We start from the raw sequence: 21,639 nt of genomic DNA, 5'->3' as shown, positions 1-21,639 counted from the left end.
TGGGACGAATTAATTGTCTCAGCCTCTTATCTATTTATGATGTATATAAGTCGCTAGTTGGTGAAGGGATTGTACTTGGATTTGTTTGTTTTAAAATAGCTCTAACATATAATGATGCGATGACTAAGAATACAATTGCTCCGCCTATTATTGAAGTTTGGTAAGGAAGTGAAAGTCCTTCTGGAGCATATAATACATATACACTTATGGCACCAGTCATAAATAAGGCGGGTATTCCTGCTACTAAATGATTTTTACTGTATCTCAACAAGTAACTAACACTAACCCAGAGCATCACGGTAGCTACTATTTGATTAGTAAATCCTACATATCTCCATAAGAATGAATAATCAATAGTTGAGAGGAAGAATGCGGGTATACCTACTGCAAAGCTTGCTGAAATCATGAGTACTTTTGGTTTGATAGTTACTTTATCTTTCACAAAATCTTCTATAATCATTCTTGAGCTTCTAAGTGCTGTGTCACCAGTAGTAATTGGGAGTATAATGATACCTAAAAGTGCAAGTATACTACCGAATGGTCCTAATAGTTCTACTGAAATCTGATCGACTACTCCAGCTGGTCCGACTGATTGTAATTTTGCAGCTAATCCTTCTGTGCCACCAAAGAAAGTCATCCCTGCAGCAGCCCAAATCAATGCAATTACACCTTCAGAAATCATAGCACCATAGAAAACTTTTCTACCTTCTGATTCATTTTTAATTGTTCTAGAAATAATTGGACTTTGAGTACAATGGAATCCAGATATAGCACCACATGATATAGTCACCATAAGTAATGGCCATACAGGAATACCACTTGGATGTAAATTATGAACTGTAATTTCTGGTATATGTTTTCCACTGAATATTAAGGCAACAACTACACTTACAGCCATTACTATTAAAATAACTCCAAAAATAGGATAAATTCTACCTATAATTTTATTTATAGGCAAAATTGCAGCAAGTATAAAGTATGTAAATATAATAATTAAAGCTACCAAAAATGATATTGGTGTTTTACTAGCTAAAAGTTGTGCTGGTCCAGCAACGAATGCTGCAGCAACTAATACCATCAATACTACTGAAACGACATCAGTAAATGCTCTTGTAACTTTTCCTAAATAATGTTGCACAAGCATTGGGAATTGTGCACCGCCATGACGTAAACTTAGCATACCTGAGAAGTAATCATGTACACCTCCAGCGACGATACATCCTACTACAATCCATATGAATGCTACAGGTCCATATAAAGCGCCTGCAACAGCTCCAAAGATTGGACCTAGGCCAGCAATATTAAGTAATTGAATCATCCATCCTTTCCAAGCTGGCAATGGAGTGAAGTCCATATTATCTTGCTTACTATATGCAGGTGTTTCTTTTTGAGGATATATTTCGAATACACGTTCTATGTATTTTCCATAAAAAACATAACCTAAAATCAGTATGATGATGCTCGTGATTAAAGTAATCATATGTAAACCTTCTTTCAAGATGAGAATATTGATAGATTATCAAAAAACGGGGAATCAATCAATAAGAATTTAGAAATTTCTGATAATTTAAAAAATGATAACCCTTAGTATTATTTGCAATTGTAAAATTACAAAATTATAATCAAAGATAAGTCGTATGAATATGACTTTTATGGGCAGAATTAAATAAAGGGGGAAATCAATATGCAAGAGCATCAAATAGTAACTATTGATGGTAAAGATTTTCTTAAAGAAGAAGGGATGCGACTTTTAGATTTTATAAAAGCAGAGAAACTATCTTTTGTTCCTTCTATTTGTTATAACGAGTCACTTGGACCAGTAGAAACTTGTGATTCTTGTATTGTTGAAGTGAATGGGCAGCTTCAACGTGCATGTAGTACTATGATTGAAAATGGTATGGTTGTGAATACACAAATTGAGAAAGTGAAATCGGCTCAAAAGCAAGCATTGGACAGAGTGCTTGAAAACCATGAATTATATTGTACAGTTTGTGATTATAATAATGGTGATTGTGAAATTCATAATACTATGGGTGAATTTGGTTTAGAACATCAATCTACGCCTTTTACTTCAAAAGGCTACGAAAAGGACTATGGTGCATTTTATAGATATGATCCTGATCAATGTATTTTATGTGGTAGATGTGTTGAAGTATGCCAAGATGTGCAAGTCAATGAAACTTTAACAATTGATTGGAAGAGAAATGAGCCAAGAGTAATTTGGGATAACGATAAAGCGATTGATGAATCAAGTTGTGTGAATTGTGGTCAATGTGTAACAGTATGTCCTTGTAATGCTTTAATGGAAAATAACATGTTAGGTAAAACTGGTTATATGACCGACCAAAAACCTGGACTGCTAAGATCTATGATTGAACTCACTAAAAAAGCTGAAACGGGTTATGGACCATTGTTTGCTATATCTGATTCTGAAGCGGCAATGAGAGAAGAAACGATTAAGAAAACTAAAACAGTATGTACATATTGTGGTGTAGGATGTTCGTTTGATGTTTGGACGAAAGATAGAGAGATTTTAAGAGTTTTACCTCATGAAGATTCACCTGCAAATCATATTTCAACATGTGTTAAAGGGAAATTTGCATGGGACTATGTGAATTCTGAAGAAAGATTAAAAAAACCACTCGTAAGAAAAGAAGGATATTTCCAAGAAGTTGAATGGGATGAGGCATTAAGCGTAATTAGCAATAGATTTTCTCAAATAAAAAATCAACATGGTAAAGATGCTTTAGCATTTATATCTTCATCTAAATGTACAAATGAAGAATCGTATTTAATGCAAAAGTTATCTAGACAAGTTATAGGTACGCATAATGTAGATAATTGTTCTAGATATTGCCAATCACCTGCAACACAAGGTTTATTCAGAACAGTAGGCTATGGTGGAGATTCTGGATCAATAGAAGATTTAGAAAAAGCAGAGATGGTTATTACAGTAGGTACGAATACTGCAGAGGCACATCCAGTAATAGCAAGTAAAATTAAGCGTGCACATAAACTATTAGGTCAAAAGCTCTATGTATTTGATATTAGAAAGCATGAAATGGCTGAACGTGCAGATAAATTTTACAAGCCTACACCAGGTACAGACTTAATATGGCTTTCAGCAGTGACGAAATATATAATCGACCAAGGTTGGCATAATAAAGCATTTATTTCAAAATGGGTAAATGACTTTGAATCATATTATGAAAGTTTAGATTCATTTACTTTAGAATATGCTGAAAATAAAACGGGTATTAGCCAAGATGAATTAAAACATATTGCCAAACAAATTACTGACGTTAATTCGGTAGCGATATGTTGGGCAATGGGTGTGACTCAACATCGTGTTGGAAGTGATACAAGTACAGCTATTTCTAATCTATTGTTAATTACAGGAAATTACATGAGACCAGGTACAGGTGCGTATCCATTGAGAGGACATAATAATGTTCAAGGATGTAGTGATATGGGAAGTATGCCAAATACATTCCCTGGATATCAAGATGTATCAGATGATGAAATTAGACATAAATTTGAAGAGGCTTGGAATGTTTCCTTAGACTCTGAAAGAGGATTAGATAACCATCAAATGATAGATAGTATTCATGAAGGAAAGCTGCACTCACTGTATATTAAAGGTGAAGATACAGGCGTAGTCGATGCAAATATCAATTACGTAAGATCTGCTTTTGAAAAAATTGATTTCTTAGTCGTTCAAGATTTATTTTTATCAAAAACTGCAGAATTTGCTGATGTTGTATTACCAGCCTCTCCATCATTAGAAAAAGATGGTACTTTTACGAATACAGAACGTCGTATTCAAAGAATTAACAAAGCATTAGAACCGCTTGGGGATTCTAAACCTGACTGGGAGATTATACAATTAATTGCTCAATCACTTGGTGCAGATTGGAATTATAAGCATCCAAGTGAAATATGGAATGAAGCACAAGAATTAATGCCATTAGTTAAAGGTGTAACTTATGATCGATTAGAAGGCTTTGATAGTTTACAATGGCCAATGAATGATGATGGTACAGATACACCATTGTTATATACAGAAAGATTTAATTTCCCAGATGGAAAAGCAAGACTTTATCCATTAGAATTTAATGTTGAATCTAAACAAACAGAAGAAATGTCATTACATGTGAATAATGGACGAGTGCTTGAACACTTCCACGAAGGCAATATGACTTACCAAGTACCAGGATTAAAATATAAATTACCAAGAAACTTCTGTGAAATTTCGAAAGAACTGGCTGAAGAACATGGTATAGAAAATGGTGCAAGAGTAAAAATAACTTCTAAAGTAGGTACTACTGAAGTGAATGTTCAAGTAACGGATAGAGTGACAGGAAATTACATTTATATTCCATTAAATGACCAAAATGAAGGTGCTCCAAACTTTGTAACAGACAGTGATGTAGATAAAGATACGAATACACCAGCATACAAAGATAATTACGCTAAACTAGAAGTCATTACTAAAAAAGGGGAATCACCAATTCCTAAGCATAATTCACGATTTGGTCATAGACAACCACAAATTAGTGTAAGAGTCCAAGATAAATGGGAACAATCAAGATACACTTTCCCAGGTAAAGGTGGCGATAAATAATGGGTGAAAGAGTAAAAGTCATAAAACGTATGAATAAGCGTAAAGAATATATAATAGAAGAAAATATGAATGAACTAAAAGAACGATTAGCTGATCGTAAATTAGCAATCGAAAAAGGGATAGATATCCTTGATGCACTTGAAGAAGCTCAAGCACTAGATGCATTTCATGCCGCAATTGTACAAAGAAAAGTTATAACAGGTAACTTAGTAAGTGAACTAAATAAAGAACAATACGAAGGAATTGTAGGTAATCTCGGGCAAATGTTATTTTTACTAGGAGAATTAGATATAGAAGAGACTTCTACATTCGTAAACAAAATTAATAATGGCATGAAAGTAGCCAACAGAGCAAATCCAAATAAGAAAACATCTATAACTGATTTACTAGGTGCATTAAAAGATCCTGAAATTAATCAAAGTGTAACATTACTACTTAACTTCTTAAGAGGTATGAGTAGAAGTGAATAATTAGTAGGCTGAGACAATTAATTGTTTCAGCCTCTTTTTATCTTAAATATTATTTGATTGAAATTTGAGAAAATATAAGATAAGTTTAAACAGTAACATTGCTTATATAAATAGAAAAGGTGTGAGTATCATTAACTTTTTGAAAGATAGGTTCTCTTTAATATTAGGGCTCATTATTATTATTATATTTATTGTTTTACTATTTATTTTTGAGTCTCCTTTTTTTAAAGATCACCAAACACATACTTATGAAGAAGCGCTTGAAATTCAAGTACAGAGTGACGCGCCTGCTGTAACGCAAGAAGATAATAAATTTGTGTATGCTGATAAAAAAGAGATAGATAAATATATGGATGTTGAAAAAAGTAAAACTGATTTTCAATTCATTGATATTTCAGAGAAAGTCGATATATCTGAAAAACAAGTTAAAGATATTTTGAAAGATAAGGGTGTACTTAAAGGTAAAGAAAAAGCTTTTATGAATGCTCAAGAAAAATATGATGTGAATATAATTTATTTACTTAGCCATGCTTTTATAGAAACTGGTAACGGTAATTCAGAATTAGCAAGTGGCGTTAAAATGTCTAACGGAAAGAAATTTTATAACTTTTATGGTATTGGTGCTTTTGACCAAGATGCAGTTGAAACAGGTAGTAGTTATGCTCGTAAAAAAGGATGGACTTCACCTGAGAAAGCAATACTTGGTGGAGCTGAATTTGTGAAGAAAGACTATATCAGTAATGGTCAGAATACATTATATAAAATGAGATGGAACCCATATAATCCAGGGCAACATCTATATGCAACTGATGTAAGCTGGGCAACTAGTATAGGTAAAATTATGGAAAGTTATTATGATGACCATAATTTAAAAAAATCAAAAGTATATAAAGATTACTACAAATAACATTAGGGTTGGGACAAATTTATGTCTCAGCCTTTATTTTGTATTCAAATCTACTTTTATGACTATTCTTATAAGCAATTTTGCTGAAAATTGCTTATACTGCATTACTTAAAAGCACACTTGGGTAAAGCATGTGCATAACAATTAAAGTGACAGGAAAAAGCTTGATATAATCAAACTTTCAATCCAGTTATCTACTGCTAATATAATGATCAGAGGCTGGGATAAATTTATGTCTTAGCCTCATTTATATACTTGTTCATGTTAAAATGTAGTTATATAATTAATTTTTATTTCAAAGAAAGTAGTGAACAAAATGAAAATTGCTGTAATTGGAGCAGGTATTGGTGGACTGACTGCTGCTGGATTACTTTGCCAAACTGGGCATGATGTTTCAGTATATGAAAAACGAAATAGTTTAGATCAAGTAGGTGCAGGTTTAGGAATTGGAAGCAATGTACTAAAAACACTGAAACAATACAAAATGGCTTATGCTATTGAACAAGAAGGCGCATCTTTAAGAAAAATAGAAATTAGATCTGACTTAGATGTGTTTTTAAATTCATTAATAATGAATCAAGATGAGCATGAAAATATAACGATTCATAGAAATGTACTCCATGAAATTTTAAAAACTTATGTACCATCAGATCGTATATATTTAAATCATGAATTAAAAGAATTTAAACAAACAGCAGACACGGTTCGTCTATATTTTGAGAATGGCGTTGAAGAAAAGTTCGATTTAGTCGTTGCTGCTGATGGTATTCACTCGAAAGTTAGAACGAATATTTATCCGAAAGCAATACCTAAATATGCTGGATACACTTGCTTTAGAGGTGTTGTAAATGAAAATTTAGATATTGAGCAAGAAGTAGCATTAGAATATTGGGGTCATAAAGGGAGATTTGGAATTGTTCCTCTAAAAGATAATGAACTTTATTGGTTCTGTACAATGAATGCTAAAGAAAATGACTTGAAATTTAAATCATTTGAAAAACCACACTTACAAGCTTACTTTAACCAATTCCCTAATGAAGTAAGGAAAGTATTAGATGCTCAAGAAGAATTAGGTATATTGCAACATGATATGTATGATTTAGCACCATTAAAATCATTTATATCAGGAAGAGTTGTTCTAATAGGTGATGCTGCACATGCTACTACACCTAACATGGGACAAGGGGCAGGACAATCTATAGAAGATGCAGTGACATTAACTAATTTAATAAATGATAGAGATATTGAATCAGCACTGAAACGTTACGATAAATTAAGAACGAAGCATACTAAAAAGGTGATTTTAAAATCAAGAAAGATTGGTAAATCAGCACAAACTTCAAGTACATTGAAGATTAAAATAAGAAATAATATGCTAAAAAGATTATCATCAAAATCATTAAGTAAAAAAGTGAAATTTCTGCAGAAAGCTAAATTAGAATAAAATCTGCTCTGAAGCTATTTGTTTAAATATAGTTATAGAGAGAACACTTCGATATAGAATTGTAATTAAAACAGACGATTTTGGGACATAAATTCTAACTCAAAATAAATAAGCATATCACTTAACTGATTTTTTAAAAGTTTATAGTGATATGCTTATTTTTTATAATACTTTACGATTTTGTACGTGCATGCTTGCCTAGGGGTATGGATCGAGCCTGTAGTCTCTCACGCATACGATTCCCTCAGGCGTCCGCACTTACAAAATCGTTACTAATGATCTATTTTTATATGCATTTTTTCTACGATTATACTTATAAGTGATGCGTTAAAAGCAGATTTAGGTAAAATTGCTGATAAGAAGTCCATTAAAAGCAGATTTAGGTAAAATTGCTGATAAGAAGTCCATTAAAAGCAATACTAGGTAAAATAGCTGATAAGGGGTGCGTTAAAAGCAGATTTAGGTAAAATTGCTGATAAGAAGTCCATTAAAAGCAATTCTAGGTAAAATTGCTGATAAGAGATACAGTAAAAGCGGATTTGACTACAAAATGGAGGCTGAGACAATTTAATTGTCCCAGCCTCGTCTGTTTTTTGATAAAAATCATTTCTATCTTAATGTGAAATATCTGAAGTAGATATACCTGTAGCTGCCTTAACTTGTACTTCTCTGAATTTATCATGAGATTCAGTCTTGCCTAAGAAGGTACCTAGGAATGCTCCTAAGAAACCTGCTGGTACTGAAATAATAGCAGGATTAGATAACGGGAAGATAGGTGACATTGTAATAAATGCTGTTCCATCAGGATTCATGACATTAGGGCTTAGTATAACAAGTACTAATGAAACAATTAGACCAACAGCTATACCGACAATTGCACCTTGAGTATTAAATCTCTTCCAGAATATTGTAAATACGATTACTGGTAAGTTTGCACTAGCTGCAACACAGAATGCTAGTGATACTAAAAATGCAACGTTTAAGTTTTGAGCAAATAGTGCTAATACAATTGATATTACTGAAACAGCTAAAGAAGCTAATTTAGCGGCTTTCATTTGTTCACGTTCTGTTATTTTCCCTTTTTTAATAACTTGCCCATAAATATCATGTGCAAATGCAGATGCCCCAGTCAGTACAAGACCTGCAACTACAGCTAAGATAGTGGCAAATGCAACTGCTGAAACAAATGACATTAAGAAATCTCCACCTAATTTAGCAGCTAATAACGGTGCGGCCATATTACCTGCAGGGTTAGCAGCAATGATTTCTTCACGAGTTAATAAAGCTGCAGCACCGAACCCTAAGAATATAGTTAATATATAAAAAATACCGATAATCCAAGTTGCCCACATTACAGAGGATCTAGCTGTTTTTGCATCTTTAACTGTAAAGAAACGCATAAGAATATGTGGTAAGCCTGCTGTACCAAATAATAAAGCTATAATTAGCGATATATTATCTAATGGAGGTTTACCTTGTGAACCTGGATTAATAAAATCTCCTTTAAAGTCGGCGGATTTGATGTTTTGCATCTCTCCGAACATTGTAGATATGTTGAAATTAAAATGAAGTAAAACTAAAAACGTGATAATAACTGTACCAATCATCAATAACACAGCTTTAACCATTTGTACCCAACTTGTTGCAGTCATACCTCCAAAAAGTACATATATAGTCATCATAATTCCAACTAATATGACAGCTAGTATATAAGGAATACCAAACAGTAATTGAATAAGCGCGCCAGCACCAACTAACTGTGCCAACATATAAAAAATAACGATTGTGATTGATGAAACTGCAGCCATTGCTCTAACTTTCTTAAGTTCAAACCTTGCTGCGATCATATCAGCTAATGTATATTTACCTAAGTTTCTTAATGGTTCAGCAACAATATACAATACGATTAGATAAGCTGTTAAATAACCGATACTATAGAAGAAACCATCAAAGCCCCATAATGCAATTGCACCTGCGATACCTAGAAATGATGCTGCTGATAAGTAATCACCAGCAATAGCTAAACCGTTTTGCCATCCTGTAAGGCCTCCACCTGCTGTATAAAAGTCATTAGTCGATTGAGTTCTTTTAGATGCAAAATATGTAATAAATAATGTAATGCTGACAAATATTAAAAACATTATAACTACTATTGGATTCATCTTTGTTGCTCCTCTCTATATGTCTTTAATAATGCTTCAGCATCTTTATCAAAAGATTTAGCTTTACGCATATATAAAGTTACAAGTGTCCAAACCATAATAAAAAGCAATAGTGCATAAATCCATGCCCATGAAATATTCCAAAATGCGATGTTATTTAAGAATGTTGTATAACCGGTTAATACTGGGAAAAGAAGTGTAGCAATAATAAAGAAGATAGAAATAGGAAAAATAAAAGCATTTCTTTTTTTAACAAGTTCTTTAAATTTCGGATCATTCGCTAAACGTTTATAATCATGCTCTGCCATTAAAATAACCCCCTTTTATTTAAATGTAAAAATACATCTTAGGTTTCATTTTATTAATATGTCACAAAATTGTCAATAAAATATTGTTAACGCTTACATTAATTAAAAAGTATATAGTAATTGGATTTCAATAAATTATGAGTAAAAATACTATCTTAAAATAAGAATATTTAGAAAAATTTGAAATTTAGTGTTGACGATAATGATAAACATCAATATAATTCTTATCATATTAATAAGAATTCGAAGGGATAATTGCATATGATAGAGTTTAAAAATGTTAATAAGGTTTTCCAACAAAAGAATTCTAAAATACAAGCATTAGAAGATGTAAGTTTTAAAGTTGAAGAACAAGATATATTTGGTGTTATAGGATATAGTGGCGCCGGTAAAAGTACTTTAGTAAGGCTTGTAAACGTGTTAGAAGAAAAAACATCAGGAGAAGTTATTGTAAATGGGCATGACATCAATCAATATTCAAAAAAAGAATTACAAAGTGTAAAAAAGAATATTGGTATGATATTTCAACATTTTAACTTATTAAATTCTAAAACTGTATTTAATAATGTTGCGATGCCATTAGTTTTACAAGGAACAAATAAAAGCAAAATTAAAGAAAAAGTTGATGAGTTATTAAAATTTGTTGGATTAGAGGATAAAGGAAAGCAGTATCCAAATGAATTATCAGGAGGACAAAAACAAAGAGTAGCAATTGCTAGAGCACTGGTAACGGATCCAAAAATACTATTATGTGATGAGGCAACTAGTGCGCTTGATCCAGCAACTACGGATTCCATTTTGAAATTGTTAAAAAGAGTCAATGAACAATTTGGCGTTACGATACTATTAATCACTCACGAAATGAGTGTTATTCAAAAAATATGTAATAAAGTTGCAGTAATGGAAAATGGGAAAGTGATAGAAATAGGACCGGTATTAGACGTCTTCAGTCATCCTCAGACACTAACTGCAAAGAACTTTGTCTCGACAGTAATTACAACAGATATTTCGCCGAATTTACGTAAATTAATTCCAGAGAATCAGAATGCAACAGATATTAAGTTATATATAGATGGAGAGCAAGTCACACAATCTATAATTAATGATTTAATTACTAAGTATCACGTTCAAATTAATGTCTTATTTGCCTCAATGTCTGATATTCAAGGTATTCCAGTTGGGTATTTAACATTACGCTTAAATGGAGAGCAAAAAGCAATTCAAAATAGTTTTCAATATTTAAATGAATTAAATATTGAGTTTGAGGAGGTTGAAGCATAATGTTTGGCTCATCATTAGATTCATCCCAATTATTAGATTCGATATATCAAACGTTATATATGGTAACAGTATCTTTAGTGATTGGTGCTTTGATAGGTATTCCATTAGGTATATTACTCGTTATAACAAGAAAGAATGGTATTTGGGAGAACAGTATTATCTATTATGTTCTCAATCCAATTATAAATATTTTTAGATCTTTACCTTTTATTATTTTATTAATTGCAATCGTACCATTCACAAAATTAATTGTAGGTACATCCATAGGTACATCGGCTGCGATTGTACCATTAACAATATATGTAGCACCATACATAGCTAGACTAGTGGAGAATTCATTATTAGAAGTAAATGCTGGTGTTATTGAAGCGGCTCATTCTATGGGGGCATCACCAATTCAAATAATTAGATATTTTTTATTACCAGAAGCTTTAGGTTCATTGATTTTAGCATTAACAACATCAATTATAGGATTGATTGGTGCTACAGCAATGGCAGGAGCTGTTGGAGGTGGCGGTATAGGTGATTTAGCACTTGCATACGGCTATCAAAGGTTTGATACGATCGTTATCATAATTACAGTTATCATACTAGTTATTATGGTACAGCTCATCCAATCTTTAGGTAATGTGTTATCTAGACTTGTTAGAAGAAGTTAAGTTATTAATTATTCATAAATTTAAAGGAGTGCTTAGAATGAAAAAGGTTTTAACATTGATAGTGGCATTAGTATTGATATTGGCAGCTTGTGGAGACAAAAAAGACGATAAAAAAGTAACAATTGGTATTGCCTCAAATGATACAGCAGTGTGGGATAAAGTGAAGGAACTTGCTAAAGAAGATGGAATAGATATAGAAATCAAACAATTCTCCGATTACAATGTTCCAAATAAAGCTTTATCTGATGGAGATATTGATTTAAACTCATTCCAGCACTTTGCCTTTTTAGATCAATTTGAAAAAGCAAATAAAGGAACGGATATTACACCGATTAGAACCACAGTCTTTGCGCCATTAGGGATTTATTCTAAAGAAATTAAAGACATCAAGAAGTTGAAGAACGGAGCTAAAGTCGTTATTCCAAATGACGTATCAAACCAAGCTAGAGCTTTAAAGCTACTCGAAAAAGCAGGGTACATTAAACTTGATAAGAATTTTGGTTTAGATGGAGGTCCTAAAGATATTGTTGAAAATAAAAAGAACTTAGATATTAAAGCTGTAGATGCTCAACAAACAGCAAGAGCAATAGACGAAGTAGATATATCTATCATTAATAATGGTGTTGCTTCAAAAGCAGGGCTAGATCCTAAGGAAGATCCAATATACTTAGAAGATCCTGATGCAAATGCAGCTAAACCATACATTAACTTTATTGCAGCAAATACTAAAGATAAAGACAACAAAACTTACAAAAAAATAGCGGACTTATATCATTCTGAAGAAGCTAAAGATGCTTTAAAAGAAGATACTAAGGATGGAGAAATTATTGTAGATTTAAAACAAGATGAAATTAAAAAAATTCAAGATTCATTAAAATAAAACAAAATAAAAAAGATTCGGCTCCCCTTAGCCGAATCTTTTTTTTAAGCTTTTTTAAATGTTTTAAGATATTCTTGTCCTTTTTTAGCGTCATATTTATTTTCCCATTTAGAGATAACGACTGTTGAAAGTGCATTGCCGACAACATTAACACATGTTCTCATCATATCTAATAATCTGTCTATACCTATAATTAATGCTAAACCTTCAGGATTAAGGCCCATAGATCCTAAAGTTGTGATTAAAACAACTATTGAAGTACCAGGAACTGCTGCCATCCCTTTAGAAGTAATCATTAAAGTAAACATTAATATCAATTGTTCTACAAGTGTTAAATGCACACCATACATCTGTGCAACAAACAATGCTGCTATTGATTGGTATAATGCAGAACCATCTAAATTAAACGTGTATCCAGTTGGTACAACAAATGATACAACATCTTTTGGTGCACCGAACTTTTCCATTTTTTCCATAACAGATGGAAGTACTGTCTCTGAACTTGAAGTAGAGAATGCTAATAATAAATCATCTTTTAATATACGAATAATAGAGAATATATTAATTCCACAAATTTTTGCTACTATTCCTAATACGACAATAATAAAGAAAGCCATAGCTCCAACTACAACTGCCATTAATTTTATAAGTGGAATTAACGCAGATAAACCGAATGTCATGATAGTTACACAAATAAAAGCAAAGACACCATAAGGCGCTAATCTTAAAATTCTATGTATCATCCAGAACACTGCTTCTAAAGTACCACTTAAAACATCTTTGACAGGTTGACCTTTTTCTCCTATAGCTGCTATTGCTAATCCAAAGAATACAGCAAAGAAAATAATAGGAAGTAATTCTCCTGCAGTTAACGCTTCGAATATATTTGTAGGGATAATTCCAACAATAGTATCAATCATATGATTCCCATAAGTAGATTTCTCTGCTGCATCAGCAGTTTGTTCATATTTAGAAATATCACCTTTAGGAAGTTTGTTTGCGTCTATTCCTAAACCAGGTTTAAACAGGTTTCCAAACAGGATACCTAATCCAATTGCGATAGTAGTGATAATTTCGAAATACAAAATCGTCTTCCAACCATATCTACCAACTGTATGCATGTCACCAACATTAGATATTGATAATGCTAGTGAACAGAATACGATAGGTATCACAATCATTTTAATAAGATTTAAAAATATATCACCAACAGGTTGTATAAATTTAATTAATTGATCTTGTCCATTTAAAAAATAACCTACAACAACACCTAATATTAAAGCAATTAATATTTGTGTAGGTAAGCTTATATATCTTCTTCTTGGTTTTTTCAATTTTTGATCCAAAAAAACTCCTCCTTTAAAGCACTGTAGTATAAAATGCAAAAAAAAATTATGCCTTCCTTCTATGGAAGTGCACAAAGAACGTTTGAAAAGGGGATTTACAAATTTAGTACTCTCTTTTGAGTATAAGAGTATACGTAATTTTATCATCATTAGTTATTATAGTAATTAATCAGTTTTTCTCTAAAAAAGAAAAAGAACACTTTTATGGATAAAAGTGTTCTTAAGAATATTACTTTATGAATCTAATTGAAAACGGTGGTAAATAAGTTTCACCATTATAAGACTTCATAGCACCTATAATCGTAAATACGAATAGTAAAACAGTTAAAATAGGTATTAAAATAAAGCCAATTAAAATTAAGCATAATAATCCAGCAACAATACTCCAAATAGTATATGAAATAAAGAAGTTTAAGAAATCTTTACCAACTCTATCGACAAAAGGTGAACCATCTCTTTTAATTAACCATATAATAAGTGGTCCAAATAGAGATGTAAAGAAACTTGTAAGATATATCAACATACCGAATAATCTATCATCATCAGTGGTATTTGTATTTTGATGCAATTGAGCATTATCTTCATTTAAAGTTGACTGTTGAAATGGATTTTGTTCATTATTATTCATAACTTTTCCCTCCTTGATTAATTTAAGTATACAATTTTCAAAGCAAATAGCCAATTATAAAAAATGGTGGTAAGAGTGTGTGTAAGAGACATAATTCCGAGAAATGTCCGTAAGAAGTGTTGTTAGGGACAAAATTCCGAGAAAAGTCCGTAAGAGGTGTTGTAAGGGACAAAATTCTGAGAAATGTCCGTAAGAAGGGTGCTTAGGGACAAAATTCTGAGAAATGTCCGTAAGAAGTGCTGTTAGGGACAAAATTCTGAGAAATGTCCGTAAGAAGTAGGATCTAAGGAGCACAATTCGGAATTCTGCCAGTAAGAACAGTCTAAGGAGCATAATTCAGAATTCTGCCAGTAAGCGCAGTCTAAGAAGCATAATCCAGAATTATGCCACTAACCACAACCGAAATCTACATTATAAAAACGCACATAAAAAAACTCTCCCTATCCTAAAGTATATCTAAAGGATTGGGAGAGTTTATAATTCATTATTTCTTAGTGAATGTAGTTGTAAGATCCAGCTTCTGATGCTGAGATTGTACGAGATGATACTACGCCTTCACCTTGGTAGTTCATTTCTGAAACTTCGATACTACCGTCTGAGTTTACATTTTCAACGTAAGCTACGTGACCGAATGCTCCAGCTGATGATTGTAAGATTGAACCTTCTTTAGGTGTATTGTTTACTGTATGGCCGTCAGCTGCTGCATTTGAAGCCCATTGGTTAGCGTTACCCCAAGTTGCACTGATTGGGTCTCCGTCAGCTTGTTTTTTGTCAAATACATAATAAGTACATTGTCCAGCTGTGTATAAGTTAGCTGATGAACCTGATGTTTGAGTTGCAGTTTGAGTTACTGATGAAGAAAATGACTGACTCATGTTTGAAGTGTTGTAATTTTGGCTATAGTTATTAGTATAGTTAGAACTAAAGTTTTGAGTTTGAGTTTGTTGAGAAGCTTGAGTGTTATTATAAGTATCTGCTGAAGCTTCTTCTCCACTTCCTATAACTGTTGTTGCTAATCCCGTAGTTAGTACTGCTAATGTTGTTAATTTTTTCATTTTAAATATTCCTCCGTGAATTTCGTATATGTTTTAATTTATAATTTGAGTTTTAGTTATGTCGTTTTCCGACGACAAATATTACTTTAACAGATGAATTTAGCTTTGTGTTGATTTTCATACAGTTGTTACTTAATCATAATGCTATTCAATCTTTTAGTAATATTCTTGAGAAATTATGACAACTAGTAATATGGGGTTAGCATTATCATTATAGGGTTTTGGTTAAATTGTGAGAAAACGACTGTCATTTTCTTGTAATATTATATTTACGTTATTAATAATTTGATGATGAGTAGTTAGCATAAATTGCAACTGCTTTTTTACTATATAAAATGAAGTTTTTGTCTGTTTTTATAAGTAGAGGGGGAATTATATGAAGAGACTACCTACTTTGTTTGAAGCGATTTCCAGTATTGTAGTAATGGGACTAGTAGTATTGGTTGGTTTTGGTATATTGCATTATCCAATTCAACCATTATTAATTATTGCAGCGGTATACGCGAGTTTTATAGCATTTAGAGTAGGTTTATCATGGGAAGATTTACAAGATGGCATTACAAAAAGACTCGCTACAGCTATGCCAGCTATATACATAATTTTTTCAGTAGGTATTTTAATAGGGACATGGATGTTTTCCGGCACTGTTCCAGCATTAATTTATTATGGATTAGAATTGATTAATCCGACATATTTTTTAGTAACAGCATTTATTATTACAGCAGTTACATCTGTAGCAACAGGAACTGCATGGGGATCGGTTGGAACTGCAGGGATTGCTTTAATTGCAATTGCTAGTGAAATGAATATTCCAACAGGTATGGTTGCAGGTGTTGTAATAGCTGGTGGTGTTTTTGGAGATAAAATGTCACCACTTTCTGATACAACTAATTTAGCAGCCTTAGTAACTAAAGTTAATATATTTAAACATATTCAACATATGATGTGGACAACCATACCTGCATCAATAATTGGATTAATTGTATGGTTTATTGCAGGATTGCAATTTAGCTCTGAAAATATTGAAAATAAACGTATGAATATTTTATTAAATAATATAGGTGAGGCTTTTAATTTAAATTTTTGGGTATGGTTACCAGTAATCGTTATTGTTGCCGGTATTAGTATTGGAAAACCAACAGTACCAATGATGTTGTTATCAAGTTTAGTAGCCATGTTTGTAGGTGTTATAAACAATGGATTTGAAATAGTTGATGCGTTTAATGTGACAATGAACGGATTCGATATAGGTATGACGAGTTTATCAAGTAATGAAGTATCGAATTCAATGCTAGATCTCGTTAAACGTGGTGGCATTATGAGTATGACTGAAATAGTTGTTACTATTTTTTGTGGTTATGCATTTGCAGGGATAGTTGAAGCTTCTGGTAGTTTGAAGGTTATATTAACAACTATATCTAGCAAAGTTTCAAAAGATTCACATCTTATATTAGTGACAATAGCTGGAAGTTTAATACTTGTATTTGCTGCCGGTGTTGCATCAGTTGTGATTATTATGATTGGTGTATTATTGATGGATATGTACAATGAGAGAAAGTTGGATCGTGTAAATCTATCTCGAACATTAGAAGATTGTGGAACGATGGTATTACCATTTATTCCGTGGGGGACATCAGGTATTTATTACCGTGATTTATTACATGTTTCGTTAGGAGATTTTTTCTGGTGGGCAGTGCCATGCTATTTATGTGTATTCTTCGCAGCATTTTATGGTATCACAGGTATAGGTATTAAAAAAATAAAAGCATAAAAAAAGAGCAATCATATGATTGCTCTTTTTTATATATTATTCTTAGTGAATGTAGTTGTAAGAACCAGCTGCTGAAGCTGAGATAGTACGACTTGAAACAACACCAACACCTTGGTAGTTCATTTCAGAAACTTGGATAGAACCGTCAGAGTTTACTTTATCAACGTAAGCTACGTGACCATATCCACCAGCTGTAGATTGTAAAACTGAACCTGAAGCTGGTTTGTTGTTTACAGTGTAACCTGATTGAGCTGCTGCGCTAGCCCAGTTATTTGCGTTACCCCAAGTGCTACCTAAGTCAGGACGTTTGCTGAATGCATAATAAGTACATTGACCTGAAGTGTATAAGTTAGCTCCTCCGCCAGTTGATGGGCGTGAAGTTGATGTAGATGTAGTGCTAACGTTTGAACTTGAGTTTGATGTAGTAGTTGCATTGTTACTTGATGATGGTGCTTGTGTAGTAGTAACATGTACGTTATTTTGGTTTGAAGAAGAATTATTTGAATCTCCTAAACCACCACCATTTGGTGCAGCATTGAATGCTGGTTGTGAATAATTTGTATTTGAAGCTGCTTCGTTATTTGAAGAAGCTGTATTGTTTGATGATGTAGTGTTAGCTACTTGTTGTTGAGCTTGGTTACCATATTGTGATGAAGGATTCCAGTTACCTTCCCAAGTGTAATGGTAGTTACCTTGTTGGTCGATTGTATAATTGTAAGAATAAGAATAAGGATCGTTTGGGTTATATCCTTGGTTGTTTTCTGCTGCGTCTGCGTCATGTGCCATAAATGTTGCGATTCCCGCTGTTGCGATTGCTGCTGTTGCTAATTTTTTCATAATTTGTAAATCCTCCTAGATAATTTAAAAATATTTTTTTCGTATATGTTTTATGTTTTTTTCTAATAAGTTTTTTTCTCTGCTGTTTATCAACAAAATCTACTTTATCAGAAATGAATTACTTTGTGTTGAATGTTAAAGCTTTGTAATTTAATTTAAATATCTAATGATTTCATGTAATAATTCCGAACATTTCGCAATGATTAAGAAATGCTGTAGCAACGGTGTTTCTAGGTGTAAAATCGAAGAAAGTCTATTTCTTTGTTACACGTTTGTAATATTTAAGACATAATAAAATATTTGACTTTGCTAATTAATAATATTATTTATATTTGATTTATATAAAAGTTATAGCTTTTAAGGAAATAAAATAAGTACAAAATTTCATAATAAAAAGTCAAGAATAAAGTATTTTTAATATTATTTGTTGAATTATAATTATCCTTACTTATAAATAAAGATGTTTCAAGTTGAATAGAGGTGTTTAAAATGCTGATTGATTGTAATTTGAAATTTTATCAAACCTTAAATGTTCAATCAGAATTTAATATAGGTTTACTAATACTATATATAATAGAAGGAAGTAGTAATATTTCTATAAATGGTAAAACTAAAAAATATAAATCGAAAGACTTCATTATTATAAATGACTTAGATCATTACCGTATTTTATCGGCTAAGAAAAATGTCATTGCAAGTTTGTGTTTATCAAGAGTAGAACTTGATTATTTCTTTCAATTTAATAAAAGGTACTACATTAACAAAGATAAACTTGATTCGAGTATGCTCAGATTCTATATGAATAAGTTGATTGTAAATTACTTAAATAATAAACGTAAAAAAGAAAAGAGAAATAAAGTATTTGAACATCTTAACCAGTTAGTTATGACACTACGTTTATATAGAGAGTTAGATGAAACAGTTGAATATAGCATGACTAATGACATAAATACAGCTATAGATTATATGTATCATAATTATAAAAATAAGTTGTATATTGGGGAAGTAGCGACAAAATCATTATTATCTGTAAGGTGGTTTTCTGACAGGCTTGTAGAAGTAACGAGTATGCGTTATCGGGATTTAATAAGTGCTATTCGTTTATCTTACAGTACATTTGATTTAATGTATTCTAAAAAATTAATATCTGAAATAGCGAATGATAATGGGTTTACAAATGAATCAGGATTTATTGGCCATTTTAAAAATAAATATGGAATTACCCCAGGGAAATTTAGAAAACAACTTGAAAATGATCAATACTATCCATTTCATAATAAAAACACGACACTATTTCAAAATTTTGAGCAGTTAAATGAACAGATCAAATATTTAACAGATAGTGATATTGACTATGTCAATATGGATATAAATTTTAAAAATAAACTAAGTTCAAAAATTACAACTCCAAACTTACTAATTTATATTAGAAATATAGAATCACTTACTAATAATTTTCAACAATCAAAGTTGTTATCTATGAGAAGGGAAATTGGTTTATATGGATTGTTATTTTCAAATCAGCTATTTTATGAGCTATTTCAGTCGAATTTTGAAAATAATAAACTTGTACATCAAATGTTTTCTTTTTCATTAGAACACCAATTTGATATTTCATTCGAGGTAAAGTTAACAAGAAACGAAAATTTAGAAGAAATTATAATGTTTTTTAAGAGATTATTAAATTATTTAACAGATTGCACATATTTTTATGGACAACGCAGTTTTCAATTCTATATCGATGCATCGTATCACCAATATAATCGTATTTCTAAAATCATAAAAGAATACTTAAAAGAATCTAATGTGATATTGATACTTAACAAACAAAACAACTATTTAGCAAAGCGAATGTCTCATAAAATGGGTGACAAAAACCAAATAGCATGTAAAGTACATCATGAAATAGACTCCGACAAAGATATAACATCTATATTGAAAAATAATCCCTCGTTAAATATCTTCTATCAACCTAAAATCCCTAATCGAATTGAGTCACTAATATCAATATTTAAATGGAGTATCGAATTTAATCAAAATATTTCAATGATTATTGATGATACATGGATAGATAGTATGATTCCTTCACAAAGCAGCCATCTCATGATTAAAGAATTACAATTAAATAAGGAAAGTCAGTATCAACTATTTGAATTGATACTAACTTTAAAACGTTTGCGAGGAGATATTGTTTACTTCAATGGTTTGATACTGATGACACATTATCTTAATGAATATCAAATTATTATTTTCCCAAATATGAAAGTTTTTAATAGATTGCATCAAAGGCTAAATATCAATGGTTTTAAGTTAGGTGAAATTGAATATAGACATCATGACATCTTTATCAAAAATAATCGAATTTTAATTAATCAAAATAGCGAAAGTGAAGGTAACAATAAGGATACCGAAGTAAGTTTTAAAAAAGAAACTGGGAAGTTAATTGTTCAGTTTTATACTTCTCCAGATGTTATTAAGCATATTTATATAAAACAAAAAATAAACTAAGGTGGTATTACAATGGAAAAACAAATTAAAAATTTACTAAACTTACATTATTTAAATATTCAAGCGAAGAAAATTTTAAAAAAAGAATATGCATTAAATATTTACCATTTAAAAGTTTTGAAATATATAGATGATAACAAAAAGAAAACTGAGTTTAACTCATCAGAAATCAAGGAAGTACTTGCTATTAATCAAACAATGTTAACTCATGTTCTTTCATATCTACATAACTTGGACTATTTTAAAAAAGAGAGATCAAAGATCGATGAGAGAAAAGTCCTTATAATAGTAGAAACTCGTCACAAAAACAAAATTAATCAATTAATTCACCATATAGAAATGAGTATGCATAATGATTTAAGGACAATCGATTTTAACATTACAGAAAATAATTTGTTAGATTATATTTTGAGATTAAATGCGTGTATTGCATTAATGCATAATACCATTAGTAATAAATACAAAATAAATATAGATCACTTTATGATTTTGTTATTTATTCAACAAAGAAATCAACGAACATGTACATTAAAAGATATAAAAAATAAATTTGGATGGGACTTAGTTAAAATTAACAAATCTATAAAGACACTTGTTCAATTAAAATATGTCAGTAAAAAAAGAAATGAAAAAGATGAAAGGGTTGTATTAGTGGATATTTATAAAAATGTTGAATTAGAAGTAAACAAAATTATTGAGGAAGTGCTAGCAGAGTATATCAATAATTATGGTGAACAAAATTTAGCTATGGTAAAATGA

Annotated in this window: 17 protein-coding genes; 10 read left to right on the top strand and 7 right to left on the bottom strand. The window is 31.2% G+C overall.

The features are described 5' to 3' along the window. Positions 1-34 precede the first annotated feature (34 nt). Positions 35-1,480, bottom strand: coding sequence for a carbon starvation CstA family protein (locus LQ609_RS06085; RefSeq protein WP_119634567.1), 1,446 nt, complete (start codon positions 1,478-1,480; stop codon positions 35-37). 204 nt (positions 1,481-1,684) lie between these two features. On the opposite strand from LQ609_RS06085, the gene fdhF reads away from it, so the two are divergent. From fdhF to LQ609_RS06065, 4 genes are all read left to right on the top strand, one after another. Then, a complete protein-coding gene (gene fdhF / locus LQ609_RS06080) occupies positions 1,685-4,624 on the top strand; it encodes a formate dehydrogenase subunit alpha (RefSeq protein ID WP_239734445.1) in 2,940 nt (979 codons plus the stop codon). Next, the gene (locus LQ609_RS06075; RefSeq protein WP_078357033.1) at positions 4,624-5,094 is read left to right on the top strand and encodes a helical membrane plugin domain-containing protein; all 471 of its coding nucleotides are present in this window, start codon (positions 4,624-4,626) and stop codon (positions 5,092-5,094) included. The genes fdhF and LQ609_RS06075 overlap by 1 nt, the downstream gene beginning before the upstream one ends. Before the next feature lie 139 nt (positions 5,095-5,233). Next, on the top strand, positions 5,234-6,001 hold the full coding sequence (locus LQ609_RS06070) for an N-acetylglucosaminidase (protein ID WP_078357032.1): 768 nt from the start codon (positions 5,234-5,236) through the stop codon (positions 5,999-6,001). 316 nt (positions 6,002-6,317) lie between these two features. Continuing rightward, on the top strand, positions 6,318-7,445 hold the full coding sequence (locus LQ609_RS06065) for an FAD-dependent monooxygenase (RefSeq protein ID WP_239734455.1): 1,128 nt from the start codon (positions 6,318-6,320) through the stop codon (positions 7,443-7,445). Between the two features lie 614 nt (positions 7,446-8,059). On the opposite strand, the gene LQ609_RS06060 is transcribed toward LQ609_RS06065, so the two are convergent. Then, on the bottom strand, positions 8,060-9,607 hold the full coding sequence (locus tag LQ609_RS06060; protein WP_078357030.1) for a solute symporter family protein: 1,548 nt from the start codon (positions 9,605-9,607) through the stop codon (positions 8,060-8,062). Then, positions 9,604-9,915 carry a DUF485 domain-containing protein gene (locus LQ609_RS06055; RefSeq protein ID WP_078357029.1) on the bottom strand — a complete coding sequence of 104 codons (312 nt, stop codon included), beginning with the start codon at positions 9,913-9,915 and terminating at the stop codon, positions 9,604-9,606. Before LQ609_RS06055 ends, LQ609_RS06060 begins: the two co-directional genes overlap by 4 nt. A gap of 261 nt (positions 9,916-10,176) precedes the next feature. On the opposite strand from LQ609_RS06055, the gene LQ609_RS06050 reads away from it, so the two are divergent. From LQ609_RS06050 to gmpC, 3 genes are read left to right on the top strand one after another with little or no spacing between them, the layout of a single operon-like run. Beyond that, on the top strand, positions 10,177-11,196 hold the full coding sequence (locus LQ609_RS06050; protein WP_078357028.1) for a methionine ABC transporter ATP-binding protein: 1,020 nt from the start codon (positions 10,177-10,179) through the stop codon (positions 11,194-11,196). Next, positions 11,196-11,855 carry a methionine ABC transporter permease gene (locus LQ609_RS06045; RefSeq protein WP_078357027.1) on the top strand — a complete coding sequence of 220 codons (660 nt, stop codon included), beginning with the start codon at positions 11,196-11,198 and terminating at the stop codon, positions 11,853-11,855. Before LQ609_RS06050 ends, LQ609_RS06045 begins: the two co-directional genes overlap by 1 nt. A gap of 37 nt (positions 11,856-11,892) precedes the next feature. Further along, positions 11,893-12,735, top strand: a complete 843-nt coding sequence (gene gmpC, locus LQ609_RS06040) for a dipeptide ABC transporter glycylmethionine-binding lipoprotein (RefSeq protein WP_107509911.1) — start codon at positions 11,893-11,895, stop codon at positions 12,733-12,735. Between the two features lie 44 nt (positions 12,736-12,779). Here the strand turns inward: gmpC and LQ609_RS06035 are convergent, their stop codons facing one another. The 3 genes from LQ609_RS06035 to LQ609_RS06025 all read right to left on the bottom strand — a co-directional run bounded on the left by LQ609_RS06035 (position 12,780) and on the right by LQ609_RS06025 (position 15,764). After that, positions 12,780-14,069, bottom strand: a complete 1,290-nt coding sequence (locus LQ609_RS06035) for a cation:dicarboxylate symporter family transporter (protein ID WP_078357095.1) — start codon at positions 14,067-14,069, stop codon at positions 12,780-12,782. A 241-nt stretch (positions 14,070-14,310) separates the two neighbouring features. After that, the gene (locus tag LQ609_RS06030) at positions 14,311-14,709 is read right to left on the bottom strand and encodes a DUF4870 domain-containing protein (RefSeq protein ID WP_078357025.1); all 399 of its coding nucleotides are present in this window, start codon (positions 14,707-14,709) and stop codon (positions 14,311-14,313) included. A gap of 491 nt (positions 14,710-15,200) precedes the next feature. Next, positions 15,201-15,764, bottom strand: coding sequence for a CHAP domain-containing protein (locus tag LQ609_RS06025; protein WP_078357024.1), 564 nt, complete (start codon positions 15,762-15,764; stop codon positions 15,201-15,203). 376 nt (positions 15,765-16,140) lie between these two features. Here LQ609_RS06025 and nhaC point away from each other — a divergent pair, with 376 nt between their 5' ends. Then, positions 16,141-17,535, top strand: coding sequence for a Na+/H+ antiporter NhaC (gene nhaC / locus LQ609_RS06020; RefSeq protein WP_078357023.1), 1,395 nt, complete (start codon positions 16,141-16,143; stop codon positions 17,533-17,535). A gap of 42 nt (positions 17,536-17,577) precedes the next feature. Here the strand turns inward: nhaC and LQ609_RS06015 are convergent, their stop codons facing one another. After that, positions 17,578-18,372 (bottom strand): CHAP domain-containing protein, encoded by a 795-nt coding sequence (locus LQ609_RS06015; protein WP_107509915.1) that lies wholly within the window; start codon positions 18,370-18,372, stop codon positions 17,578-17,580. Between the two features lie 489 nt (positions 18,373-18,861). On the opposite strand from LQ609_RS06015, the gene LQ609_RS06010 reads away from it, so the two are divergent. Both LQ609_RS06010 and LQ609_RS06005 read left to right on the top strand, forming a co-directional pair. Next, positions 18,862-20,880: a helix-turn-helix transcriptional regulator gene (locus LQ609_RS06010; protein WP_208143598.1), complete on the top strand. Its 2,019-nt coding sequence runs from the start codon at positions 18,862-18,864 to the stop codon at positions 20,878-20,880. Between the two features lie 12 nt (positions 20,881-20,892). Next, positions 20,893-21,639: a transcriptional regulator, SarA/Rot family gene (locus LQ609_RS06005; RefSeq protein ID WP_115337160.1), complete on the top strand. Its 747-nt coding sequence runs from the start codon at positions 20,893-20,895 to the stop codon at positions 21,637-21,639.

Source organism: Mammaliicoccus sp. G-M28 (genome assembly GCF_022386595.1).
Classification (GTDB): Bacteria; Bacillota; Bacilli; order Staphylococcales; family Staphylococcaceae; genus Mammaliicoccus; species Mammaliicoccus fleurettii.
The sequence above is the reverse complement of the archived record's forward strand: the minus strand, read 5'-3'. Positions and strand labels throughout refer to the sequence as shown.

Excerpts from the sequence above, each read along its gene's own strand:
- LQ609_RS06085 (WP_119634567.1), bottom strand. The coding sequence starts at position 1,480 with ATGATTACTTTAATCACGAGCATCATCATACTGATTTTAGGTTATGTT.
- fdhF (WP_239734445.1), top strand. The coding sequence starts at position 1,685 with ATGCAAGAGCATCAAATAGTAACTATTGATGGTAAAGATTTTCTTAAA.
- LQ609_RS06075 (WP_078357033.1), top strand. The coding sequence starts at position 4,624 with ATGGGTGAAAGAGTAAAAGTCATAAAACGTATGAATAAGCGTAAAGAA.
- LQ609_RS06065 (WP_239734455.1), top strand. The coding sequence starts at position 6,318 with ATGAAAATTGCTGTAATTGGAGCAGGTATTGGTGGACTGACTGCTGCT.
- LQ609_RS06060 (WP_078357030.1), bottom strand. The coding sequence starts at position 9,607 with ATGAATCCAATAGTAGTTATAATGTTTTTAATATTTGTCAGCATTACA.
- LQ609_RS06055 (WP_078357029.1), bottom strand. The coding sequence starts at position 9,915 with ATGGCAGAGCATGATTATAAACGTTTAGCGAATGATCCGAAATTTAAA.
- LQ609_RS06050 (WP_078357028.1), top strand. The coding sequence starts at position 10,177 with ATGATAGAGTTTAAAAATGTTAATAAGGTTTTCCAACAAAAGAATTCT.
- LQ609_RS06045 (WP_078357027.1), top strand. The coding sequence starts at position 11,196 with ATGTTTGGCTCATCATTAGATTCATCCCAATTATTAGATTCGATATAT.
- gmpC (WP_107509911.1), top strand. The coding sequence starts at position 11,893 with ATGAAAAAGGTTTTAACATTGATAGTGGCATTAGTATTGATATTGGCA.
- LQ609_RS06030 (WP_078357025.1), bottom strand. The coding sequence starts at position 14,709 with ATGAATAATAATGAACAAAATCCATTTCAACAGTCAACTTTAAATGAA.
- LQ609_RS06025 (WP_078357024.1), bottom strand. The coding sequence starts at position 15,764 with ATGAAAAAATTAACAACATTAGCAGTACTAACTACGGGATTAGCAACA.
- nhaC (WP_078357023.1), top strand. The coding sequence starts at position 16,141 with ATGAAGAGACTACCTACTTTGTTTGAAGCGATTTCCAGTATTGTAGTA.
- LQ609_RS06015 (WP_107509915.1), bottom strand. The coding sequence starts at position 18,372 with ATGAAAAAATTAGCAACAGCAGCAATCGCAACAGCGGGAATCGCAACA.
- LQ609_RS06010 (WP_208143598.1), top strand. The coding sequence starts at position 18,862 with ATGCTGATTGATTGTAATTTGAAATTTTATCAAACCTTAAATGTTCAA.
- LQ609_RS06005 (WP_115337160.1), top strand. The coding sequence starts at position 20,893 with ATGGAAAAACAAATTAAAAATTTACTAAACTTACATTATTTAAATATT.